Origin of the sequence: Saccharothrix ecbatanensis (assembly GCF_014205015.1) — a bacterium.
In the GTDB taxonomy this organism is placed as follows: Bacteria; Actinomycetota; Actinomycetes; order Mycobacteriales; family Pseudonocardiaceae; genus Actinosynnema; species Actinosynnema ecbatanense.
On the sequence record NZ_JACHMO010000001.1, the window covers coordinates 5,656,007 to 5,673,915 of the forward strand.

Consider the following 17,909-nt stretch of genomic DNA (forward strand, 5'->3'; position numbering starts at 1 on the left):
GGGCGGCGGTTATACGCAGACTGGTTCCAGGCCGTCGCGTTCCGGGTCCACCAGGTAGACGCGGGCGGCTGAGATGTCGAAGTACATGCCCACCAGTCGCAGGGACCGCGTCGTCACGGCCTCGCGCACGCTTGGGTAGGTCAGCAGGTTGTCCAGCTGTTGCGCGACGTTCGCCACCGCCAGTCGGTCCACCACCGGCAGGTCCGACTCGGTCGCGTGGAACCGGACGAGGCTCGGCTCGACGCCCTTCAGCCACGCGTGCAGCCGCGTGCCGGGCCGGGTCGAACCGTGCACCACGGCCTTCATCGCGCCGCAGTCCGAGTGCCCGCACACCGCGATCGTCCCGACGTTCAGCACCTCCACCGCGTACTCGATCGCCGCGCCGACCGAGTCCTCGCCGTCCATCGGCACCAGGTTGCCGATGTTGCGCACGCAGAACAGGTCACCCGGCCCGCTGGTGGTGATCAGGTTGGGCACCACGCGGGAGTCGGCACACGTGATGAACAGCTGCCGCGGGCGTTGGCCCCGCGCGGCGAGCTCCGACAGGAACGGGCGGACCAGCGGCGCGGTGGTGCGCTCGAACTCGCGCATCCCGCGGATCATGGGGTCGACGTCCATGCGCTGCCGGGGCAGGGTCACGGCGTGCCGGCGCTGCCAGTGCGACCACGGCGCGAACCACCTCGGCAACGGCGACAGCGGAGTCTTGCGCAGCGCCGGGATCCCCTTGGTGGCCTTGCTGAACCACGTGTCGTGCACCTCGTCCACCTCGACGTGCCCGCCCAGCCGCTCGTAACCGACGCGCCAGTCGTCGATCGCCTCGTACGCGCCGTGGTCGAGGAAGTCGATGTGCAGCTCCAGCACCACGCGCTGCCCCAACGGGATGGCACGCAGCCCGCGCACCAGCCGTCCGGCGCCGAGGAACACCAGCGAGCCGCGGATCACCACGCGCCACCCGTCCGCCTCGGGCTCGATGCGCACCGAGCTGCGGGTCAGCCGGTGCAGCGACCGCAGCGCCGCCACCGCGACACCGAGCAGGACGCCTTCCACCAGCCCGAGCGCCACGACACCGACCACGGTGACCGCGTACGCCGCGAACTCACCGTGCCGCCACAGCGCACGCATCCGCCGGACGCTCACCAGCCGCGCGCCCACCACCAACAGCACACCCGCCAAGGCTGCCAACGGGATCAGCTCCAGCACCGACCCCAGTGCGAGCACGAACACCGCGATCCACACGCCGTGCAGCACGGTCGACGCACGGGTGCGGGCGCCCGCCGCGACGTTGGTCGAGCTGCGCGCGATCACCCCGGTCACCGGGAGTCCGCCGAGCGCGCCGGCGACCGCGTTGGCGGCGCCCTGGGCGATCAGCTCCCGGTCGAGGTCCGCGCGCGGCCCGTCGTGCAGCTTGTCCACGGCGACGGCCGACAGCAACGACTCGACGCTCGCCACCACGGCCACCGTGAGCACCGCGAACACGATCCCGGCGAAGCTGCCGGACGGCATCTGCGGCAGCACGACCTGGCCCAGCGGATCACCGGGCAGGTCGACCCGTGCCACGTCGAGGCCCAGCGCGGCCAGCGTCGCGATCAGCACCGCGACCAGCGGCGCGGGAACGAACGCGGCACGCGGCACGCGTGGCCAGAGCAGCAGCGCCGCCACGGTCAGCATGCCGACGAGCAGCGCGGACCACCGCACGTCGGTGGTGAACAGCCTGGCGAGGTTGTCGAACACGGACGTGGCCGCCGTGCCTCCGAGGACGACGGCGACCTGGCCCAGCGCGATGCTCAGCCCGATGCCGGCGAGCATCCCGTGCACCACCGCGGGCGACAGGGACAGCGCGGCCCGACCGATCCGGCTCAGCCCGAACACGATCTGCACGAGGCCGGCGGCGAGCGTGATGGCCGCCGTGGCCGCCCAGCCGTACTCGGCGATGATGCCCGCGGTGATCACCACCATGCCCGCCGCCGGCCCGCTGACCTGCAACGGCGCACCGGCCAACGCCCCCGCCACGACGCCGCCGACGACCGCGGAGATCAGCCCTGCCATCAGTGGAGCACCGGTCGCGGCGGCGATGCCGAGCGACAGCGGCACGGCGATCAGGAACACCACGACGGAGGCCGGCAGGTCGTGTCGGAGCACGGCGGCCAAGCCGCCCGGAGGACCGGCCGTGGTGTGCTCGCCGGCGTGGGACTTGTTGGGGCGTGGGCGGTTCATGTCAGGTCCTTTCGAGCGCAACGGGTCATCGCCCCGCACGAGGGCGCGGGGTGTCGTCGTTCGGGGAGGTGCCTACGGCCGCGCTAAGGGCGGCAGCGGCGGACGAGGCCAGCAGGCATCGAGTCCGGCGGATCGGCACTCGGCTCCGGCGCGGTGGTGAAGGTTTGCCACGGTGGCACCTCCGTGTCGGCACAGGGGACGTGTCGGCACAGCCCGCGTCGCACAGGTCGCGTCCACACCATAATGACGAGGATTTGGCCGATCTGACAGGCGTTCCACCCGGACGTGTTGATCAACGCCCGCTTCGTCACCCGAGGTGACGGCATTTACCCCCGACAGCGGGAAACCCCGCCACAGCCGACAGTCGGCCGTGACGGGGTCTCCGTGAAAATTCGCTCAGGCGTCTACTTGCGACCGGTCGCCCGACCAGAGGGTGTGGAAGCTGCCCTCGCGGTCGGTGCGGCGGTAGGTGTGCGCGCCGAAGAAGTCGCGCAGGCCCTGGATCAGGGACGCGGGCAGGCGCTCGGACCGCAGCCCGTCGTAGTACGCCAGCGCGGACACGAAACCGGGCGCGGGCACGCCGGCGGTCACGGCCTTCACCACGACCCGCCGCCACGCCGCCTCGGCCGACCGCACGGCGTCCCGGAAGTAGTCGTCCACCAACAGCGACGGCAACTCCGGCGCCTTGTCGTACGCCTCACGGATCCGGTCCAGGAACCGGGCCCGGATGATGCAGCCGCCACGCCAGATGGTGGCCATCGCGCCCAGGTCGAGGTCCCAGCCGTACTCGGCGCTCGCCGCCCGCATCTGGTCGAAGCCCTGCGCGTACGCGACGACCTTGGACGCGTACAGCGCCTGCCGCACGTCCTCGACCAGCGACTCGTCCGCCCCGCCCGCGACCTCGGCCGGCCCGAACGCCTCGCGCACCGCCTGCCGCTGCCCCGCCCGCCCGGACAGGGACCGCGCGAACACCGCCTCCGCGATACCCGTCACCGGCACGCCCAGCTCCAGCGCCTCCTGCACGGTCCAGCGGCCGGTGCCCTTCTGCTCGGCCTCGTCCGCGATCACGTCGACCAGCGCGGCGCCGGTCTCCGCGTCCACGTGGCCCAGCACCTCGGCGGTGATCTCAACCAGGTACGACTCCAGGTCGCCGCTGTTCCAGCCGCGGAACACCTCGGCCACGTCGGCGGGCGTCATGCCGCCGACCCGGTGCAGCAGGTCGTACGCCTCGGCGATGAGCTGCATGTCGGCGTACTCGATGCCGTTGTGCACCATCTTCACGAAGTGCCCGGCGCCGTCCGGCCCGACGTGCACGCAGCACGGCACGCCGTCGACCTTGGCCGCGATGTCCTCCAGCACCGGCCCGAGGTGCTCATAGGACTCCTTGGGCCCGCCCGGCATGATCGACGGGCCGTTCAGCGCGCCTTCCTCGCCGCCGGAGATGCCCGCGCCGACGAAGAGCAGCCCGACCTCCTTCAACGCGGCCTCGCGGCGGCGGGTGTCGGCGTAATGCGCGTTGCCGCCGTCGATCACCATGTCGCCCGGCTCCAGCAGGGGCACGAGCTCGTCGATGACGGCGTCGGTCGGCCCGCCCGCCTTGACCATGATGATGATCTGGCGCGGCGTCTGGAGGCTCCCCACGAGCTCTTCCAGCGTCTCCGCGGGCACGAAGTCGCCCTCGTGGCCGTGTTCGGAGATGAGCGCCTTGGTGCGGGCGTGGCTGCGGTTGTGCACGGCGACGCGGTAGCCGTGTCGGGCGAGGTTGCGCGCCAGGTTGCTGCCCATGACGGCGAGCCCGGTGACGGCGATCCGCGCGGATGCCTCGGAGGTGGTCATCTGCACAGCCTGCCTAAATCCGCGCCCGCGCGCACCTGTGTGACACCCCTGAATGCCCGTTGCGCAGTGCGGCGTCGATCACTCCTGTAACGTCCTGAAACAGGAGTGGAACAGGGGGCGTGGATGGCCAGGGCGACGGTGCGGGACGTGGCGAAGGCGACCGGCCTGTCCATCGCGACCGTCTCCAGGGTGCTGAACGGCCAGGCCAACGTCGCCGCGCACACCCGTGAGCTGGTGCTGAAGGCCGTTGCCGGCTTGGGTGCGGAGGCGCCGAGGCCGCGTGGCGCGAAGCCGGCCGGGCCGATCTACGTGCGCTGCCCGTACCTGCTCACCGACTACTTCGGACTGATCGTGTCCACGGTCGCCGAGACGTTGTCGCTGCACCACCGGCAGGTCCTGCTGAACGCCGGCACGTCGGCGCAGCGCGCGTCCGTCCTGCCCGGCCTGGCCGCCCGGTCCGACATCGGCGGCGCGATCCTGATACTGCCGCCGGAGCCGGTCGAGGAGCTGGTCCGGTTGCGGGACCGGCGGTTCCCGTTCGTGGTGGTCGACCCGCGCACCGAGCTGCCGCGCGACGTGGCCTCGGTGTCCGCGGCGCACTTCGCGGGCGCGCGGCGGCTGATGGCGCACCTGGTGGAGCTGGGCCACCGGCGGATCGGGATCATCGGCGGACCGGGTGACTGGCTGGCGAGCGACGGCAGGCTCGCGGGGTACGCGGCGGCGTTGTCAGACGTCGGCGTGCTGCCGTCGGCGGAGCTGTTGCGGCACGTGGACGAGCCGACCACGGAGAACGGTTACCTGGTCGCGCGCGACCTGCTCGACCTGCCCGACCGGCCCACCGCGTTGGTCGCGTTCAACGACAAGATGGCGGTCGGGGCGTTGCGGGCGGCCCGCGAACACGGGCTGGACGTGCCGCGCGACCTGTCCGTCGCCGGTTTCGACGACCTCGACCTCAGCCGTGCCACGCGACCGGAACTGACCACCGTGCGGCAGCCGTTGCAGGAGATGGGCCGGATGGCCGTGACGCTGCTGATGCGGCTCCTGGACCGGCACGAGCTGGAAGCGCTGCACGTCGAGCTGGCCACGGAACTGGTGGTCAGGGCGTCCACAGGCCCTGCGCCGCGCGTCTGACGCACCCTCTTTTCACGGTCTTTACCGGGTTTCACCGGGCCCGATCGGCGGCCTTGACACGGGTTGCGCGCCATTGTTTCCTTCAGGTGCGCAGATGTTCCAGAAATGTTCCATTCTGTTTCAGTCGCCGATGACCCTGTGCACAACGTCGTGAAAGGAGTCCGAGGTGCCCTCTCCCCACCGTCGGGCGTTCATCAGCACCGGTATAGCCGTGATCACACTCGCGGCCGCCGTCACCGCCTCGTCACCCGCCTCCGCCGCGGGCGAGACGGTCAACGTCTACCTGACCACCACGTCCGACTCGGGCGGCCGGACCGTCACCCGCGGCCTCGCCCAGCAGCCGTCCGTCGCGTTCGGCACGAACGGCGGCAGCGCGAACCACACCATCACCGTCAACGAGGGCACCACCTACCAGCAGTTCGAGGGCGGCGGCGCGTCGATCACCGACACCACCGCGTACCTGCTGCGCGGAGGTCCCGTCTCGGCCGCCACGCGGGACGCGGTGATGCGCAAGCTGTTCCACCCGGTCGACGGCATCGGCCTGTCGTTCGTGCGCAACCCGATCGGCGCGTCCGACCTGTCCCGTCCGGGCCACGTCTCGCTCGACGACACGTGCTGCGACCTGAACGACTTCGGCGCCAACGGCTACGACACGAACGTCCGCCTCCTCACCCAGCAGGCACGCCAGCTCAACCCCGCCCTCACGGTGAAGGGCGTGCCGTGGAGCGCGCCGGGCTGGATGAAGGACAACGGGCGCATGGACCAGATGGGCTGGCTGAAGTGGGAGCACTACCCCACGTACGCCCAGTACCTGGTCAAGTACGTGCAGAGCTACCAGGCGGCCGGCGTGCCGCTCAAGTACATCTCGGTGCAGAACGAACCCAACTGCTGCCAGGCCTCCAACCCGACCGCGATGAACTACCCCGGCATGGCCTGGAACCCGGCCGGGCTGGTCGAGTTCACCAAGAACTTCGTCTACCCGGCGTTCCGCGCGGCGGGCATCACCACCAAGGTGCTGGTGCACGACTGGAACTACGGCGACTACGCCAACTTCGGCGCGGCCATCCTCGGTGACGCGGGCGTTCGCAACGACCCGCTGTTCGGCGGCATCGCGTGGCACGACTACTTCGGCGAGCCGGCCGTGGGCACGCAGGTGCACAACCAGTACCCGAACGTGAAGCAGTTCAGCACCGAGCACTCCGGCGGCACGTGGGTCTCGAACCAGCACAACGAGGACATGGGCGACATCGTCGAACACGCCCGCAACTGGAGCTCCAGCATCGTGAAGTGGAGCCTGGCGCTGAACCAGAACATGGGGCCGCACAACGGCGGCTGCGGCACGTGCACCGGGCTGATCACCGTCCAGGAGGGCGGTTCGCGGGCCGGTCAGGTGGACTACACGATCGAGTACTACACCACCGGTCACCTGACGAAGTTCGTCAAGCCGGGCGCGCACCGGATCGACTCCACCGCGAACGGCACGGTGCAGAACGTCGCCTACCGCAACCCGGACGGCTCGAAGGCCCTGATCGCGCACAACGGCGGCACGTCGTCCCAGTCGATCCGGGTGAACTGGGGCAACCAGTCCTTCACCTACACGCTGCCGGCCCGCACGTCGGCGACGTTCACCTGGCAGGGCACGCCGGGCAGTGGCGGCGGCACGGGCGGTGGCGCGATCACCGGTCTGGCCGGCAAGTGCGTCGACATCGCGGGCGGCAGCAGCGTGGACGGCACGGCCGTGCAGCTGTACACGTGCAACGGCACCTCGGCGCAGCAGTGGTCGCGGCCCGGTGACGGCACGCTGCGGGCGCTGGGCAAGTGCCTCGACATCAAGGACCACGGCACCGCCGACGGCGCTCAACTCCAGCTGTGGAGCTGTGCGGGCGGGGCGAACCAGCAGTGGACCTACACGGCGGGCCGCGACCTGGTGAACCCGGCGACCGGCAAGTGCGTGGACGTCACCGGCAACACCAGCGCCGACGGCACCAGGCTCCAGATCTGGACCTGCACCGGCGGGGCGAACCAGAAGTGGAACGTGGCCTGACCGCTGTCGTCTGACCGGTCTGACCCCTGTGGTCCAACGCAACTGCCACGTGCGGCCCGGCCCGTCACCGCACGACCGGCGACGGGCCGGGTACCGCGGAGCGCCCGCCACCGCACCACCGGTGGCGGGCGCTCACCTAACCGGTGGCGCGATAGGCCTCGCCGGCCCGGTTCGGCGCACCGCCGGGCAGGTACAGCCCCGTGCCCGGCTTGTCCGCGGGGAGCGCGAACCACGCATAGCGCTCCACATAGGACAGATCCTCCAACATCCGTGACGACGCGCCCGCGAAGTCCGCCAGCTCCTGCTCGCCCGGATAGCGCACACCGCCGCCGGAGAAGTCCATCAACGAGTACTCGGTGAGCCAGATCGGCAAGTCGTAGCGCGCTCGGACGGCGTCGAGGTAGTTCTTCAGGTGACCGACGGCGGCCGGGCCGAAGTCCGAGCCGTACCAGTGCAGCGTGATGAAGTCGACCCGCAGCCCGCGTTCCCGCGCGCCGGCCATGAACCGGTCGAGCCAGCCGCCGGCCTTGTCACCGCTGTGCGCGACGGCCGGGCTGCCCAGCCGCATCCCCGTCGCCTGGAGTCGCGGCCACAGGTCCAGCGCCTGCTCCACCGTCATGTCCGACTGCTCGGCGAGGTCCGGTTCGTTGAAGCCGAGCAGCGTGGTGCCCTGGCCCTTGACCGCTTCGAGGTTCTCGGGCGTCATGGTCTTCGCGCCCCAGATCATCGGCACGTACTCCACACCGGGCGCCTGCACGTTCTCCCTGGTGGTGGCCCAGTTGTAGAACCAGCCCGCGCCGACGTCCGACAGCGCCCGCGTCACGCCGTCGAAGTGCCAGGTGCTGACGCCCTTCTTGATCGACTTGGTGACCGGTGCGGGTGCCGGAGCGGGAGCCGGTGTCGGGGTTGGTGTGGACGCGGGCGGCTGAGGAGTGGTCGTTCCGGCGGTCGTGGGCGCGAGGGTGGTGGTCGTCGTCGTCACGCTGACCGGCGCGGCGACCGACACCTGCTGCCGCTCTACGGGCAGCAGCACGACGGCGCCCGCCACCGCGGCCACGGCCGCCGCCGCGATCAACGGCTTGGTGGCGGCGTTCGCCCAGAACCCCTTCTTCGCCACGGCGACCACAGACTCCACGCCCACCGGCTCCACACCCTGCGCCGGGAGCAGGTCGAACCCGGCCGGCAGCGGCACGAGCGGAATCCTGGCCAGCAGCCCGTCCACCGCCGCCAAGTCGTCGAACCCGCGCGCACACCGGTCACACTCCCGCGCGTGTCGCACGATCCGCTTGCGCCACAACGCACTCGGCTGCCCGTCCCAATCCCCGATCACCACGGCCAGCTCACCGCACCGCGGCAGGGCGAGCACCCGCACGACCACCCGTGCCGAGTCGAGCTGCGCCTTCATCCGCTGCACCCGCACGGCCGCGTGCTGCGGCGTGAGGTCGAGCGCGGATGCCAGCTCCGCCCGCGTGATCCGGCCGACCTGCTCCATCCACCACAGGGACAGAAGCTCGCGGTCGTCGTCGCCGATCCACCGGGTGGCCGCCACGACCTCCCGGCGCTGCCCGGTGAGCTGGAGCCGGGTGACGGTCAGGTCGGCGAAGTCCGCGCCCGGATCGGCGATGTCCACGGGTTCCGCGTCGGCGAGGGGCAGCCGGGTCCGGTGGTGGTCGCGCACCTGGTTCAGGGCGATGGCCAGCAGCCACGACCGGAACGACTCGGGCTCACGCAGCTTCGGCAGCCCGTTCAGCGCGCGGAGCATGGTCTCCTGGACAACGTCGTCCGTGTCCGGGTGCCCGGCCAGGGCGTGCCCCACCACGTTGTAGACCAGCGGCAGGTAGGCCGCCACCAGCGCGTCCAACGCGCCCGGCTCGCCCCGCTGCGCGGCCGTCACCGCCGCGGCGTCCCCTGGTGTGCGCATACCGTTCCCCTCGTCCGAGTCGGGCTCTTACCCACCGGAGACGGTCGGACGGCGACACGATAACGAGAATCACGCGGCGAGGACCGAGGCGGCCATGCCGAGGAGCGCCGCGCCGCACAGCCGCTCGAACACCGGCCGCACCTTCGGCCGTGACAGCAGCACGGCCAGTCGGCCCGCCAACGGCACCACCACGGCCCAGAAGCACGCGAACACGCCCACCGCGACGGCCGACAGCAGCGCCGCCTGGGGCAGTGGCGGCGAGGCCGGGTCCATCGCCTGCGGGACGAGGCTGAGGAACGTCAGCATCACCTTCGGGTTGAGCAGGTCGCACAGCACACCGCGCAGGAACAGCGACCGGTCCGACTTCGGCGCCCTGGTGATCGGCCCACCGGCCCGCGCCGCCCGCAACGTCATCACGCCGAGGTACGCCAGGTACAGCGCGCCCACCGCCTTGACCGCGAGCAACGCCGCCGGCACCGCCGCGACCAGCGCGGACAGCCCCACCGTGGCCAGCCCGGCGTGCACCAGGAGCCCGGTGACCACGCCCGCCGCCGTCACCGCGCCGTACCGCAGGCCGCGCACCGCGTTCCCGGTGACCAGCACGAAATCAGGGCCGGGCACGACGGTGACGACGACGAGCGCGAGCAGGAAGGAGGTCCAGGCGATGTGCACGCCGGCATCCTCGGTCACACGTTCGGGTGTATTCCACCTGACGGTTACAGTATTCGGTTGTGAACGAGACAGCCGAACTGGATTCGGTCGACTGGCTGATCCTGGAGGCGTTGCAGAACGACGCGACGCTGCCGAACCGGAGCCTCGCGGAGCGCGTGGGCATCGCGCCGTCCACGTGCCTGCAACGGGTGCGCAGGCTGCGGGACCTCGGCGTGATCACCGGCTTCCACGCCGTGGTCGACCCGCGCACCACCGGCCTGCCGCTGGAGGCGGTGATCTCGGTGAACGTCCGGCCGCACACGAGGCCGGTGGTGGCCGGGTTCCGGCGGTTCGTGATGGCGCAGCCGGAGACGCGGTCGCTGTTCCACGTCAGCGGGCAGGCGGACTTCCTGGTGCACATCGCGGTGGCGGACAGCACGCACTTGCAGGCGTTCCTGATGGACAAGATCGCGTCGCGCACGGAGGTGCGGAACCTGACCAGCTCGGTGGTGCTGGAACGGGTCGAGACGCGTGCCCTCACGCCGCCGAACGACCTGCGCCCCACCCACCGCAGGCGGCGCGTCTAGATTTCTTGGTATGGACCCTGACGAGTTCCGGCGGATCGGCCACGAGGTGGTCGACTGGATCGCCGACTACCGTGCGCGGATCGAGGACTTCCCGGTCAAGTCGCAGGTCGAGCCGGGTTGGGTGCGGGGGCAGTTGGGCGCGCTGCCCGAACAGGGCGAGGGCTTCGACGCCCTGCTCGCCGACCTGGACCGGGTCGTGCTGCCCGGCACCACGCACTGGCAGCACCCGGGGTTCTACGCCTATTTCCCGGCGAACGCGTCCCTGCCGTCGGTGCTGGGCGACCTGCTGTCGTCGGGCCTGGGCGTGCAGGGCATGTTGTGGTCCACCTCGCCCGCCGCCACCGAGGTCGAGCAGCACCTGATGGACGAACTCGTCGGCGCGATGGGCCTGCCCGCCCGGTTCCTCGGTGGTGGCGTCATCCAGGACACCGCGTCGTCGGCCGCGTTGGTCGCGCTCCTGGCCGCGCTGCACCGGACGTCAGGTGGGAAGTGGCGGCAGACCGGCGTGGACGGCAGCGAGACGGTGTACGTGTCGTCGCAGACCCACTCGTCCGTCGAGCGCGCCGCACGCATGGCCGGACTGGGTGAACAGGCCGTCCGGTCGATCGAGGTGGACGCGGCGCTGGCCATGCGCGTGGACGACCTGGCATCGCGGATCAGGTCCGATGTCGAGGCGGGCCGCAAGCCGGTCATGGTGTGCGCGACGATCGGCACCACCGGCACGGGCGCGGTGGACCCGGTGCGCGAGATCGCTTCGCTGTGCGCCGAGCACGGCATCTGGCTCCACGTGGACGCCGCGTGGGCCGGTCCGGCGGCGCTGTGCCCGGAGTTCCGGGGCTTGTTCGACGGTCTGGACCAGGCCGACTCGTTCACCGCGAACGCGCACAAGTGGATGCTGACGGCGTTCGACCTGACCCTGTTCTGGACGGCGCACCCGGACGTGCTGGTGGACGCGCTCACGATCCTCCCGGAATACCTCCGCAACACCGCGACGGAGTCGGGCGCGGTGGTCGACTACCGGGACTGGCAGATCCCGCTGGGTCGGCGGTTCCGGGCGTTGAAGCTGTGGTCGGTGCTGCGCTGGTACGGCTTGGAGGGCGTGCGCGCGCACCTGCGTGGTCACGTCGAACTGGCGGCGCTGCTCGAATCGTGGGTCACGGCGGACGACAACTGGACCCTCGTCGCCCCGCGCTCCCTCTCCCTGCTCACCATCGCCCACCGCGACGGCGACGAACCCACCAAGGCCGCGATGGACCGCGTCAACGCGGCCGGCGAAGCGTTCATCACCCACACCACCGTCAACGGCCGCTTTGCGATCCGCATCGCCATCGGCGCCGAGTCCACCCGACAACACCACGTCCGCGCGCTATGGGACGCGCTGAGCGCTTAGCGGCGGAGCAGCGCGTCGAGGTCGAAGACAACCGGGAAGGGGCTCGGGATCTCGACCTTCCCGGTGCCGCCGCCAACGTGCTCGTACTCGCCGTCCACCAGGGTGAACGCGGTGAGCGTGATCGGCTCGTCGAGTTCGACCAGCCAGTAGTGCGGAATGCCGGCGTCGGCGTACTCCATCGGCTTCACCACGCGGTCCACTCGCCCCGTCCCCGGCGACACGATCTCGACCGTGAGCAGGACGTCATCGGGATCGAATCGCTTCGGATACTCCTCGGCACGCTCTGTCGGGACGATCACCATGTCCGGTGCACGCATCGTTATCGGAGGCGTCGGGTCGATCAGGACGTCGACATCCGGGACCGCCACCACGTCGGGAGGCAGTTGCTCATCGAGCCAAGTTCCCAATCGCTTCATCGCCAATTGGTGCTTGGGCGCCGGCTTCGGGGCCGCTACCAAGACTCCTTCGACCAGCTCGACGTGGTGCGACTCGTCCTCCGGTAGCGCGTCCCACTCTTCAAGTGTGAGCAAGTGGTCAGGCCAGGGCATGGCGCTCATCGCGACCCCACCTCTCATTGCGCGCTCCATTGACTGCACAACGTAGCTGATCGACTACAGGACCCGGAGCAAGCCCTCTTGCACCACGGTAGCCACCAAGTGGCCGTCCTGGCTGTAGAAGCGGCCCGTCGCCAGCCCGCGCGCGCCCGACGCCGACGGTGAGGCGCAGTCGTACAGGAACCACTCGTCCGCACGGAAACGGCGGTGGAACCACATGGCGTGGTCGAGGCTGGCGCCCAGGACCTTGTCGGTGCCCCAGTACACGCCGTGGCGGACCAGCACCGAGTCGAGCAAAGTCATGTCCGACGCGTACGCCAGCACGCACACGTGCAGCAGGTCGTCGTCCGGCAGCTTGCCGTCCGCCCGCATCCACACCTGGCTGCGCGCCTCACCCGGCCCCACCTCACGCGCCCGCCACGGCGGCTCCGTCACGTACCGGATGTCGATGGGCCGGGGCAACCGCGCCATGCCGATCTTCTCCAGGTACCCGGCCGCCGATTCGGCGTACGTGGGCAGGGAGGACGGCGGCGCGACGTCGGGCATCGGCTCCTGGTGGTCCAGGCCGGGCTCGTCCAACTGGAACGACGCCGAGAGGGCGAAGATCGCCTTGCCGTGCTGGACGGCCACCACGCGGCGGGTGGTGAAGGACCGTCCGTCCCGGATGCGGTCCACTTCGTACACGATCGGGACGGTCGGATCGCCGCCGCGGATGAAGTACGAGTGCAGCGAGTGCACCCGGCGTTCCGGCGGGACGGTCCTCCCGGCGGCCACCAGGGCCTGACCGGCGACCTGCCCGCCGAACACCCGCACGGGCGATTCGGCGGGCGACACCCCGCGGAAGATGTTCTCCTCGATGCGCTCCAGGTCGAGCAGCGCCACGAGGCGGTCGAGCACGGGCTGCCCGTGCGGCACGCCGTCGGTGTCCAGTGGAACGTCCGAGAACTCGGCGGAAGCCGCGGCGCGGGCAGCCTCGGTCACGTCAACTCCTAAGCGTGGTCGTCCTCTCCCAGGCGGTGGACCCGGATGAGGTTCGTCGAGCCGATGGTGCCAGGCGGCGAGCCTGCCACGACCACGACGAGGTCGCCGGGCTGGTACCGGCCGATGTCGATCATCGACAGGTCCACCTGGCGGACCATCTCGTCCGTCGAGTCCACCTTAGGCACGATGAACGTCTCGGTGCCCCAGGTGAGAGAAAGCTGACTGCGCACGCTGGGCTCCGGCGTGAACGCCAGCAGCGGCAGCGGCGTGTGCAGGCGGGCGAGCCGCCGCACCGTGTCACCGGACTGGGTGAAGGCGACCAGCGCCTTCGCGTTCAGCCGCTCGCCGATGTCCCGCGCCGCGTACGAGATCACGCCGCGCTTGGTGCGCGGGACGTGCGTCAGCGGCGGGACCACGGTGGACTCGGTCTCGACGGCCTCGATGATGCGGCCCATCGTCTTGACCGTCTCGATGGCGTACCGGCCGACCGACGTCTCACCGGACAGCATCAGCGCGTCCGCTCCGTCGAGCACCGCGTTCGCGACGTCCGACGTCTCGGCGCGGGTCGGCCGGGAGTTGGTGATCATCGATTCGAGCATCTGGGTGGCCACGATGACCGGCTTGGCGTTCTCGCGGGCGATCTGGATGGCCCGCTTCTGCACCAGCGGCACGTGCTCCAGCGGCAGCTCGACGCCCAGGTCGCCACGGGCGACCATGACGCCGTCGAAGGCGAGGACGATCGCTTCGAGGTTGTCGACCGCCTCCGGCTTCTCGATCTTGGCGATGACCGGCTTGCGGCCGTGGCCCACGCGGTCCATGACCTGGTGGACCAGGTCGATGTCCGCGGGCGAGCGCACGAACGACAGGGCGATGAAGTCCACGCCCAGGTTGAGGGCGAACTCGAGGTCCTCGATGTCCTTCTCGGACATGGCGGGCACGGACACGTCCATGCCGGGCAGCGAGAGGCCCTTGTTGTTGCTGACCGGGCCACCCTCGGTGACCTCGCAGACCACGTCCGGGCCGTCGACCTCGGTGACCACGAGGCCCACCTTGCCGTCGTCCACCAGCAGCCGGTCGCCGACCTTGGCGTCCTGCGCCAGCTGCTTGTAGGTGGTGGAGACGCGGTCGTGGGTGCCCTCGACCTCCTCCACCGTCACCCGGACGATGTCACCGTTGCGCCACTCGACCGGGCCGTTGGCGAACCGGCCCAGGCGGATCTTGGGTCCTTGCAGGTCGGCCAGGATGCCCACCGCACGGCCCGAGGCGTCGGCCGCGGCGCGGACGAGCTCGTAGACCTGCTTGTGGTCGGCATGACTGCCGTGACTGAAGTTCATCCGGGCAACGTCCATACCGGCCGCCACCAACTCGTTGACCTTGTCCTCGGTCGCGGTGGCAGGGCCCATCGTACAGACGATCTTCGCGCGTCGACTCACGTCTCAGGAGAGTAGTCGCTGTCACTGGACCGATCAGGATGTACCGGGGGGTAACGTCCGCGAAACCGGCAGAATCTGCCCGGTGGGCGTCAGAATCCTTCCGTTCGTGGTCGCTGCGTTGCTCAGCGTCATCGTGTTGTTCACCCCCGCGTCAGGTGTGCCGACCGCGCCGCCGGGCACCGACAAGGTGGTGCACTTCCTGCTGTTCGCCCTGCTCACGGCCACCGGGCGGTACGGCAGGCTGCCGCTCACGCCACTGGTCGCGGGCCTGATCGGTTACGCCGCGGTCTCGGAAGTGTTGCAGTGGCTCATCACCGCGCTGGGTCGCGGCGGCGACGTCCTGGACGGACTGGTGGATGTGGCCGGAATCGCATTCGGCTACCTGATCGCGAGGCGGAGACCGGTCAGCGGAAGCCGACCTCGGTGAGCCCGATGTGGTCGGCGCACCAGTCCACGAACGGGGTCGCCTCGCGCCACGCGTCGCGCACGCGGTCCAGGCATTCCGGCTCGTGCAGCACGTCGTCCGGCGGCCACACCTTCGCCACGTAGAGGCGCTTGTGCTTGAGCAGCTCGATCCGGGGGTGGTCGGGGTCGAAGCCGCGCGGTGCCCGCTTGAGCTTGTCGCCGCGCAGCTCCCAGCCGGTGCGGGCGAGCTTGGCGAGCAGCTTCTCCAGCGCACGTCCGCGCACGTCGTCCGTCACGGATTCGCGGAAGCGTGCGAGCTGGTCGGACGCCATGGCGAACGACCCACCGGCCACGAACAGCCCTTCGGTGCCGATCTGGACGTAGTGCGCCCCGCCGCCGCGGCCCAGCTCGACCACACCGCCACAGTGGTCCTTATAGGGGGTCTTGTCCTTGCTGAACCGCACGTCACGGTAGGGCCGGAAGACTTTTCCCTTGCCGAATTCCGGCTCCAAGGCGGCGAGCAGCGCCTCCATGGGCGCGCGGACGTCCTCCAGGTAGACGTTCTTGTGGTCCTCCCAGTACGCCTTCGAGTTGTCGACCTGGAGGCCGTCGTAGAAGTCGATGGCGTGTTCGCCGAAGCCGGTGAATTCCACGGCGCCCAGCTTACGTTCGTCCATAGGTGGCTCATTCGAACGCCCTATCGCACAGCATGACCGACCTGTCACGTTCTGTGCATAATCGCCGGGTGGGTAGGAAAGCGGCGCTGGCCGGCTGGTTGCGGGGGCTCGACGCACAGGACATCCGGGACATATTGGCGCTGCGCAAGGACGCCGCGGAAGGTCGGCCGCAATCGCTGCGCGCGCTGGCGGACGAGATGGCCACGGCGGCGTCGTTGCGGACGGCCGTCGAAGGGTTGGACCAGGCCTGCCGTGACGTGTTGGACACCGCCCTGCGGCTCGGTGACGAGGTCGGTGTGGACGTGCTGGCGGACCAGTTGCGCTGCAACGGGAAGGCGTCGCGGGCGGAGTTGAAGCGGACGTTGGGCGAGTTGCGCGCGCGGGCGCTGCTGTGGTCGGTGGGCGGGAAGCTGGTCAGTTCGCCGGGTCTGCGGCTGTTGGAGGAAGAGCCGCCGCGCCGGATCACGCCCGCGCCGCGCACGCCACGCCGTGCGGCCCAGCACCGCGGTTTCGCCGACCGGGCCGCGATCGCGCCTGCGACGTCCACTGTGGATGGTGTGACGCGGCTGGTGGAGCTGTGCGACGTCGAGCAGGTGACGTGCCGGACCGGGGTGGGGCTGCGGGAGCTGCGGCGGATCGCCGGCCTGCTGAGGACCGAGGAGTGCCGGGCGCGGCTGTGGCTGGACCTGGCGTTGGAGGCGCGGTTGCTCGCGGCGGACGACGGTCGGTTGGCGCCGACGAGCGGGTCGGACGCGTGGCGGGACGAGTCGCCCGCCAGTCGGCTGACGGCGCTGGCCGACGCTTGGCCGCGGATGGCGTGGACGCCGGGCAAGCAGCGGGCGGCGTCGGCGGAGCCGGCTTCGAACGAGTTCGGCGACCGGACGCGGCGGGGCGTGCTGGAGCGGTACGCGCTGTTGGGCGAGGACGAGGCGTACGAGCACCGGCACGAGGTGGTGGCGGACCTGGTGTGGACGCGGCCCGCGGTGCACGGGCGGACGGCGACCGAGGCGGCGCTGGTGGAGGCCGAGTCGGTGGGCCTGGTGGCGTTGGGCGCGTCGACCGCGCTGGGCCGGGCGGTGTTGGCGGGCGTCACGGCGGAGGTGGCCGACCGGTTCGTGCCGCCCGCCGCCACGACCGCGCACCTGCGGCCGGACCTGACCGCGGTGGTGGCCGGGTTGCCGTCGCGCGAGCTGAGCGGGGTGCTGGACCTGGCGGCGGACTGCGCCACGGGCGGGTGGCGGTTCAGCGGGGCGAGCGTGCGGCGGGCGTTGGACGCGGGGCACGAGCCGGACGCGTTGCTGGCGCGGTTGGCGTCGGTGGCCGAGCACGGCGTGCCGCCGACGTTGGAGCACCTGGTGCGGGAGGTGGCGCGGCAGCACGGGCGGATCACGGTGACGCCGGTGGCGTGCTGCGTGCGGACGGAGGACCCGGCGCTGTTGCGGGAGATCGCCGGGCACCGGCTGCTGACGCCGTTGTCGTTGCAGCACCTGGGGCCGACGGTGTTGGCGTCGTCGCAGCCGGTCGCCGAGACGTTGGCGTTGCTGCGGGCGGCCGGTTACGCGCCGACGACGTCGACGGCGGACGGGATCGCGATGGTGGAGCGGGTGTCCCGGCGCCGGGTCGAGCCCCCGCCTCCGCGCGTGGCCGAGGGCGCGTGGCGGATGCCGTTGACGGGGCAGGAGCTGGCGAAACTGGCGACGGCGCTGGTGGAGCGGGAGCGGCCGAGGCCCAGGTTCGTGGTGCCCACGGCGGACTCGCAGCGGATCGGGACGGTGCGGCTGCTGCGGGACCAGTCGCTGGTGCTGCGGGATTCGGAGGTCGTGCTGCTGGCGGAGGCGTTGGCCGGCCGGACGTCGGTGGAGATCGCCGTGGCGAACGGGCCGAGGAGCACGGTGAAGCACGTGATCACGCCGGTGGACCACGCGGCGGGCAACCTGAAGGCCAGCCGCGCGCCTCGCGGTGAGCACTGCGAGTTCCTGGTCAGCCACATCCGTTCGGTGCGCGCGGTGACCGGGGTCTGACCGCGCTACCACGAGGTGAGCCCCGACGCGGTTCGCGCGTCGGGGCTCTCGTCGGCGGGCGAGG

General features: G+C 70.9%; 14 protein-coding genes. 6 read left to right on the plus strand and 8 right to left on the minus strand.

Annotated elements, in window-relative coordinates; all coding sequences use genetic code 11:
• Positions 1-9: 9 nt before the first annotated feature.
• Together F4560_RS23745 and gnd are read right to left on the minus strand one after the other, a co-directional pair.
• Positions 10-2,214, minus strand: a complete 2,205-nt coding sequence (locus tag F4560_RS23745) for a SulP family inorganic anion transporter (protein WP_184923309.1) — start codon at positions 2,212-2,214, stop codon at positions 10-12.
• A gap of 396 nt (positions 2,215-2,610) precedes the next feature.
• Entirely contained in the window at positions 2,611-4,050 is a 1,440-nt protein-coding gene (gnd, locus tag F4560_RS23750) for an NADP-dependent phosphogluconate dehydrogenase (protein ID WP_184923311.1), read from the minus strand.
• A gap of 123 nt (positions 4,051-4,173) precedes the next feature.
• Here gnd and F4560_RS23755 point away from each other — a divergent pair, with 123 nt between their 5' ends.
• Together F4560_RS23755 and F4560_RS23760 are read left to right on the plus strand one after the other, a co-directional pair.
• Entirely contained in the window at positions 4,174-5,181 is a 1,008-nt protein-coding gene (locus F4560_RS23755; protein ID WP_184923313.1) for a LacI family DNA-binding transcriptional regulator, read from the plus strand.
• Between the two features lie 166 nt (positions 5,182-5,347).
• Positions 5,348-7,225 (plus strand): ricin-type beta-trefoil lectin domain protein, encoded by a 1,878-nt coding sequence (locus F4560_RS23760; RefSeq protein ID WP_184923315.1) that lies wholly within the window; start codon positions 5,348-5,350, stop codon positions 7,223-7,225.
• Between the two features lie 136 nt (positions 7,226-7,361).
• On the opposite strand, the gene F4560_RS23765 is transcribed toward F4560_RS23760, so the two are convergent.
• Complete coding sequence (locus F4560_RS23765) at positions 7,362-9,146, minus strand: sigma-70 family RNA polymerase sigma factor (RefSeq protein WP_184923317.1); 1,785 nt, start codon at positions 9,144-9,146, stop codon at positions 7,362-7,364.
• A 69-nt stretch (positions 9,147-9,215) separates the two neighbouring features.
• Complete coding sequence (locus tag F4560_RS23770) at positions 9,216-9,836, minus strand: LysE family translocator (RefSeq protein ID WP_312869445.1); 621 nt, start codon at positions 9,834-9,836, stop codon at positions 9,216-9,218.
• Between the two features lie 41 nt (positions 9,837-9,877).
• Between F4560_RS23770 and F4560_RS23775 the strand changes: the two genes are divergently transcribed.
• On the plus strand, positions 9,878-10,384 hold the full coding sequence (locus tag F4560_RS23775) for an Lrp/AsnC family transcriptional regulator (protein ID WP_184923319.1): 507 nt from the start codon (positions 9,878-9,880) through the stop codon (positions 10,382-10,384).
• A gap of 10 nt (positions 10,385-10,394) precedes the next feature.
• The gene (locus F4560_RS23780) at positions 10,395-11,774 is read left to right on the plus strand and encodes a pyridoxal phosphate-dependent decarboxylase family protein (RefSeq protein ID WP_184923321.1); all 1,380 of its coding nucleotides are present in this window, start codon (positions 10,395-10,397) and stop codon (positions 11,772-11,774) included.
• Here the strand turns inward: F4560_RS23780 and F4560_RS23785 are convergent.
• The 3 genes from F4560_RS23785 to pyk are packed head-to-tail and all read right to left on the minus strand — an operon-like array spanning position 11,771 to position 14,742.
• Positions 11,771-12,331 (minus strand): Uma2 family endonuclease, encoded by a 561-nt coding sequence (locus F4560_RS23785; protein WP_184923323.1) that lies wholly within the window; start codon positions 12,329-12,331, stop codon positions 11,771-11,773. The two genes, F4560_RS23780 and F4560_RS23785, sit on opposite strands and share 4 nt — an antisense overlap.
• A gap of 54 nt (positions 12,332-12,385) precedes the next feature.
• Entirely contained in the window at positions 12,386-13,309 is a 924-nt protein-coding gene (tesB, locus tag F4560_RS23790; RefSeq protein ID WP_184923325.1) for an acyl-CoA thioesterase II, read from the minus strand.
• An 8-nt stretch (positions 13,310-13,317) separates the two neighbouring features.
• Complete coding sequence (pyk, locus tag F4560_RS23795) at positions 13,318-14,742, minus strand: pyruvate kinase (protein ID WP_184923327.1); 1,425 nt, start codon at positions 14,740-14,742, stop codon at positions 13,318-13,320.
• Between the two features lie 82 nt (positions 14,743-14,824).
• Here pyk and F4560_RS23800 point away from each other — a divergent pair, with 82 nt between their 5' ends.
• Positions 14,825-15,169: a VanZ family protein gene (locus F4560_RS23800; protein ID WP_184923329.1), complete on the plus strand. Its 345-nt coding sequence runs from the start codon at positions 14,825-14,827 to the stop codon at positions 15,167-15,169.
• Here the strand turns inward: F4560_RS23800 and F4560_RS23805 are convergent.
• Entirely contained in the window at positions 15,147-15,800 is a 654-nt protein-coding gene (locus F4560_RS23805) for a DUF2461 domain-containing protein (RefSeq protein WP_184929351.1), read from the minus strand. The two genes, F4560_RS23800 and F4560_RS23805, sit on opposite strands and share 23 nt — an antisense overlap.
• Positions 15,801-15,892: 92 nt before the next feature.
• Here F4560_RS23805 and F4560_RS46265 point away from each other — a divergent pair, with 92 nt between their 5' ends.
• Complete coding sequence (locus F4560_RS46265) at positions 15,893-17,845, plus strand: helicase-associated domain-containing protein (RefSeq protein ID WP_184923330.1); 1,953 nt, start codon at positions 15,893-15,895, stop codon at positions 17,843-17,845.
• The last annotated feature ends 64 nt before the right edge of the window (positions 17,846-17,909 follow it).